At 40.1% G+C, this 5299-nt stretch carries 8 protein-coding genes; all 8 read left to right on the top strand.

The annotated features are described in order from the left end of the window. A partial coding sequence (locus ACOVQ4_RS08445; protein WP_421820213.1) for a hypothetical protein occupies positions 1-390 on the top strand: 390 nt, incomplete at its 5' end. Between the two features lie 171 nt (positions 391-561). Then, positions 562-1488, top strand: coding sequence for a transglycosylase SLT domain-containing protein (locus tag ACOVQ4_RS08440; RefSeq protein ID WP_421820212.1), 927 nt, complete (start codon positions 562-564; stop codon positions 1486-1488). 2 nt (positions 1489-1490) lie between these two features. Next, positions 1491-1964, top strand: coding sequence for a hypothetical protein (locus tag ACOVQ4_RS08435; RefSeq protein WP_421820211.1), 474 nt, complete (start codon positions 1491-1493; stop codon positions 1962-1964). A gap of 117 nt (positions 1965-2081) precedes the next feature. Then, positions 2082-2669 carry a hypothetical protein gene (locus ACOVQ4_RS08430; protein WP_421820210.1) on the top strand — a complete coding sequence of 196 codons (588 nt, stop codon included), beginning with the start codon at positions 2082-2084 and terminating at the stop codon, positions 2667-2669. Then, complete coding sequence (locus ACOVQ4_RS08425) at positions 2659-3468, top strand: hypothetical protein (RefSeq protein WP_421820209.1); 810 nt, start codon at positions 2659-2661, stop codon at positions 3466-3468. Before ACOVQ4_RS08430 ends, ACOVQ4_RS08425 begins: the two co-directional genes overlap by 11 nt. Positions 3469-3547: 79 nt before the next feature. Continuing rightward, positions 3548-4183 carry a hypothetical protein gene (locus ACOVQ4_RS08420; protein ID WP_421820208.1) on the top strand — a complete coding sequence of 212 codons (636 nt, stop codon included), beginning with the start codon at positions 3548-3550 and terminating at the stop codon, positions 4181-4183. Then, positions 4176-4772, top strand: coding sequence for a hypothetical protein (locus tag ACOVQ4_RS08415; protein ID WP_421820207.1), 597 nt, complete (start codon positions 4176-4178; stop codon positions 4770-4772). The genes ACOVQ4_RS08420 and ACOVQ4_RS08415 overlap by 8 nt, the downstream gene beginning before the upstream one ends. A 1-nt stretch (position 4773) precedes the next feature. Beyond that, the coding region (locus ACOVQ4_RS08410; protein ID WP_421820206.1) for a tail fiber protein at positions 4774-5299 on the top strand (526 nt) is incomplete at its 3' end.

Genomic DNA, 5299 nt, shown 5'->3' with positions numbered 1-5299 from the left:
ATCAAATCACTAAATACCTTAAAAACCATGTTCTCTTTAGGAAAAAAGAAAAAAGGCTTCCGATTTGACATCGATGAACAAGTAGAGTACATCGGTGAGCTAAAATCAAAGAAAGGTACATATACTATCGTCTCACGTAAACATGAGGATGATAAAGAGGTGTACAAATGCAAAAAAGGCGCTAAAACGGAACTATTCACGCTCTCGGTCTTGAAAAAAGCTAAAGGGTTAGGCTCTGTTGACAAGCCTATCTCTATTTCAGACGTAGATGAGCGAGCCAAAGAGCTTCAACTTCGTTCGGGAATCAAGGAAGTCAAAAAAGTAACTACGTATAACCTTTCTCGTAAGGAGGCAAAAAAGATTGCTTTTCGTGAAGCGAGAAATAAGTAGGTCACCAAATACCTAACCATTCTGTAAAATATCATTGGTAGCAAAACCAATATTCAATGGTCTAATATTATCCGTCAATCTTGGATTTTTGCTACCAATTCATTCCTGGCATTTAGCATTTATGTTCGCCCGGGTATTCTTTTTTGGTAGCAAAACCAAATTTTTATCAAAATGAATAAAGTAGCAAAATTTCTTATAGTCGTCGTTGCCGTTTTTCTTCTCGCCATCGGTGGATACTATTTCTTGAATCGAAAAAAAACGGAAGCTGAAACATTAAACAAAATAGATGATGCATTTTATCTCCAGTTTGTAGACAATGCTGACAAAGAACATACTTTCAACATCAATCGTGCTGTAGAAAATAGTCTAGCCATCGGTTTTTCTGGATTTGCCAATCCAACTGTTGCAGGTACTTTTCCGCTTGTTGAGGACTCAGATGCTTCAAAGTTCAACGCTGCATCACGTCAAAAATGGGCAAATTTCATCAAAGATACCCTAATGCCTAAGTTTGGCTCTTATGTGGCGCACGCCTCGGAGCTAACCAAAGTACCTACGTGGATGATTTGGGGTGTTATGGTGACAGAAATTGACCCCGATAAATTAGAGTTTTCTAAGTCATCAAGTGGTGCAAGAGGTCCTATGCAATTAATGCCTATCACCGCAACGGATACCATCGTAGTAGCAAAGAAGTATAAAAACTATGTTCCTGATGCTCACGAAGCAATTTTGAGGAAAAACCTTGGTGAAACTCGTGCGGAAAAAATCATTGATGCAGTCGATAAGTTTGATAGAAGTCTAGTCGAAATCTCGAAAAAATCAAGCCTAAACGACCTCTATAATGCAGAATTGAATATTCACATTGGTGCGTTGAAGCTTGCTAACCTTTTGGATATCTACGGCGCTGATGACCTAGCTTCTGTAGTAGTATCTTACAACAAAGGCGATGCAACGGCAAAAACCAAATATGGCATTGCTGGCAAAAGCTTGAAATATGCGCTTGCAAATACTACAGGAGAGGCTCATGATTATATTCTTCGCACGCTAGGCAAACACGGAGGCTTTGATATTGTCACAAACGATTTAGGAATTTTAGTCTAACAATGTATTTACTGTTCGAAAGTTTCCGCAATCAAGATTCGTATCTCTGGCAACGAATGATGGCAGTGGGAGGCAAAGGAGAATGGGTTCATTGTGAAATCCTTTTCGATGAAAAAGCTTGGATAAGAGGTTCTGCTTGGCTTAGTCAAGGGGTAGGTTTTCGAGCTTTTGAATCCATTGACCCGAAAAGATATGAAGTCTATCAAATCGGGTCACAGCATTGGGAAAAAGCCTATCAGTATTTTGTAGAAAACGAAGGCAAGAAATATGATGCTATTGGAGTAGTTGGCATGGTGTACAAGACTGCTCTTCTCGACAACCCCGAGCAGAAATTTTGCTCTGAAGTGTGTTATGAGGCGCTTACTCAAGCACAATTTCCTTTACCCAAAGTCGATGCTCGATTAATCAGCCCCTTACAGTTAAGAAGGTTGATTAGAGGTCTAGGATACAAACCTCTTGTCTATCAAAATTCATAGGGTTACAACTTTTTTCTAAAAAACCACCAAAGTAATGCATTGTTTTACAGCCACTTAACTAACAACACTTGTAGGGCTACCAATAAAAGTTGTAGCCCTGTTTAACCACTATAAAAAATGGCAAAATACTTATATGTAAAGGAGGATGTCGCTTATGCTGAATACTTCATCGCTCCCGATATTTCATCCCTTGCGTATGCTGCCTATTATGGTGCGTACCTTGGTGAACTTACTGGTCGAACTGTTCAAGGAATTTCGGGAGACAAAAACACTTTCTTGGAGTTCAAAGCAAAAGATGGAGAAACCTACTATGTCCTGAGCACCCTCCCCTATTGGGAAAGCCAAGATACTTTGAAGGATGAAAAACCAGTATCTGGAGGAACTAACACCAATACGAATACCAATTCATCTGGTAACACTTTGGGGAAAATCTTAGATGTAGCAAAAGGGCTTTTAGGCATCTTTGGTGGAGCAAATAAAACGGTTCAAACCGATAATAAAACTGAGACAGGTTCAGATGACGATACTGAAGATACGCCTCCTGCTGAAGAGGAAAACAAGTATTTGGCTTTTCTTAAAAAGAACATTATCTGGTTTCTTCCAACAGTTATTCTAGTTCCCATTTTGCTATTCTGGTTAATCCGATGGGCTATTCGAAAGATGAAAAAGCCAGCAGTAATCCCACCAATGACTAATGGAGTATAGAAAGATTGCACTCTTAGACAAAACGGGAAAAATCTCGTATGAATTACTTGAGCAAATTGCGAATGCAATTCAGATTCAACTCCAACGAGACGTAGCACCCAAATGGGATGTAACAGGCGAAGTAAGAGCTTTTCGAACATTTGCAGAAATACCAACAGGGTTTTGGACAGTAACAGTTGTCGAGGAAACAGAAAACAAGTTCAACGGAACGCATTGGTATGACTCTACCACCAACATTCCTTATGCTCAAGCAAGGTTGACCGATTGGGTAACACAGAACTACTCACAAAACCATCTAACGAAGGTTCTTTCTGAGGAAATTATCGAAATGTGTATCGACCCTTATGGACAAAGAATTGTGAAAGGAAAGGATTTTGAGGATAGTACCAAGGAAGTTGAATTCCTCGTTGAACTAGCTGACCCAATAGCAAATCCATCTATTGGCTATTACATCAACGACATCTTTGTTACCAACTTTATTTATCCATCGTATTTCAATGTGACGCATATCCAAGGTACAAAATACGACCATTTGGGATTACTCAAGAAGCCCTTAGACCTCTTTGATAGAAGCTATCAAATCTTTCGTAGAGCTGGGCAATGGTTCAAAGCTTTTATGGTACAAGGAAAGATAGTTGTGAGAAAAGGGACTGAAGGTGTGCCACTACAAAATGAAGAAAGTATAAAGCTTTGGCAAATTTTGATAGGAGTTTTGATGGTAGGTTTTCTACTGGTTTTTGCACGAAGGGTAATCAAGCTTTTTGGTAGCAAAAATACAAAGCGACAGCTCTCCAAATGATTCCCGGGCTTCACGAATTGGTAGCAAAACCTTAGCGCCCTTCACCTTTACTCAGGAAAAACAAAAAGTATTGGTAGCAATGAAAAAAAGTAATAAAACCATCAGCATAATAGCCTTTGCATTGTTCGGAGTGGTAATACTTGCCTTGGTTTTCAAAAAGAAGCTTGTCGAATACATTACCAAGACTTCACCACAGAAAACCATCAGTGAGCTTACAAACAGTCTTTCTCAAGGAAATCAAGAACTCAAAAAGGAGCTTTTAGAGCTTGTGCAGCAGAAGATTGAAACCTCTTCGAAGCAGATTGTCAATCAAAATGGCAATAATATCATTTTGAAAGGCATCGGTTGGAAAAGAACAATCGCCATGCAAAATATCGCTAGAGGTCATGTTGTAAGAATCGCTGAAAATGCTGGTATCGACCAATGCTATACGTATGACCCTCTCGATATCGAAAACTACGGACTTGCTACTGGTATATCATTACACGCTGCTAATGCAGGTCAAGAATGTTTTGTGCAAGTTGAAGGAACAGCCGAGATTCCCGAATGGGGACTTACTCCAAACCAACTTATGTTCATCGGAGAAAACGGAAAATTAACTTCTATTGCACCGACAAAAGGGCTTTCGCAATCAGCAGGAAATTCTATCTCAACCGATGAGCTTAATATTAATTTTTCAAATCCAATAATCTTAAACGACGAAGAAAATGCCTAAAGACATTCTCTCAAGAGACTCCGCTTCTGGTAGACAGAAAGTAGTCAAATCCGTAACCACCTCAGCAGGTGCTGGCGACGCTGGTAAATTACCTGAATTAGATGCCTCTGGGAAAGTTGACAAAACCCTTTTACCCACTGTTGTTACAGGTGGCACGGCTTCACAAGCAGCAAAAGTACCCGAATTGAACGGTAGTGGAAAGCTAGATGTATCCCTCATGCCTAACGGTGTCGCCGTGAATAGCGTTATAGTTGTGGCAGCTGAAGCTCTAGCAGCTAACGATATCGTTTCAATTGACAGTACAGGTAAAGCCGTAAAAGCGGTCTCAACTTCAACCGCTAAAACTGCTATGGGCTTCGTAAAAGCAGCAGTAGCAGCCTCAGCCAATGCTGAAGTTTTCTTTGGTGGCATTAATGGTGGCTACACTGGACTTACGCCAGGTGCTGATGTTTTCTTATCAAATTCGGCTGGTCTTCCAAAATCTACCACGCCAGTAGCAGGTACAGACACTTACAGTCAAGTAATTGGTACTGCTCTTACAGCAAATACCATCCTTTTTGAAATAGGTACGACAGTTACTGAATTGTAAGATGCCCACTGAGAAAATTGTAACATGGAATGCCACTGCTGGTAGAGGTAAGGTAAAAACCCTTGCCTTCCTACCTAATGCAGGAACTCTTGACCAAATTTTGGTCAAGAGTTCATCAGCCGATGGAGATGCTTCGTGGAAAACACTCTCACAAGCAATGATCACCTCTGCTCTTACAGACGGTAGTCTCAGTCCAACTTTAATTGCTCAAAACACAAATAACAAATTCGTAACAGATGCGCAAATATCTACTTGGAATGCAAAAGTTAATACGACCGATTTAGCTAACTATTTGCCTTTAGCTGGTGGCTTCATGACGGGTGCGTTAAGATTCAGTAGCCCCTATGGTCAAAACTACCTTTCGAAGGGCACAGGAGACGGCGCAACTAGTACCATTTATAATCTTGAGATTGCCTCTTGGTTTGGTATTGCATTCAAGGATTCTTGCTTCAACACGGTAAGTATTGTCTTTGATACAAGAGCTGGAAAAATCCAAACTAAAAAACTTCAAATAACAGATTTTAATA

The sequence above is a fragment of the Flectobacillus sp. genome, assembly GCF_049240685.1.
Taxonomy (GTDB): Bacteria; Bacteroidota; Bacteroidia; order Cytophagales; family Spirosomataceae; genus Flectobacillus.
Note: the sequence above shows the minus strand (reverse complement) of the source record. Positions and strands in the feature narration are given on the sequence as shown.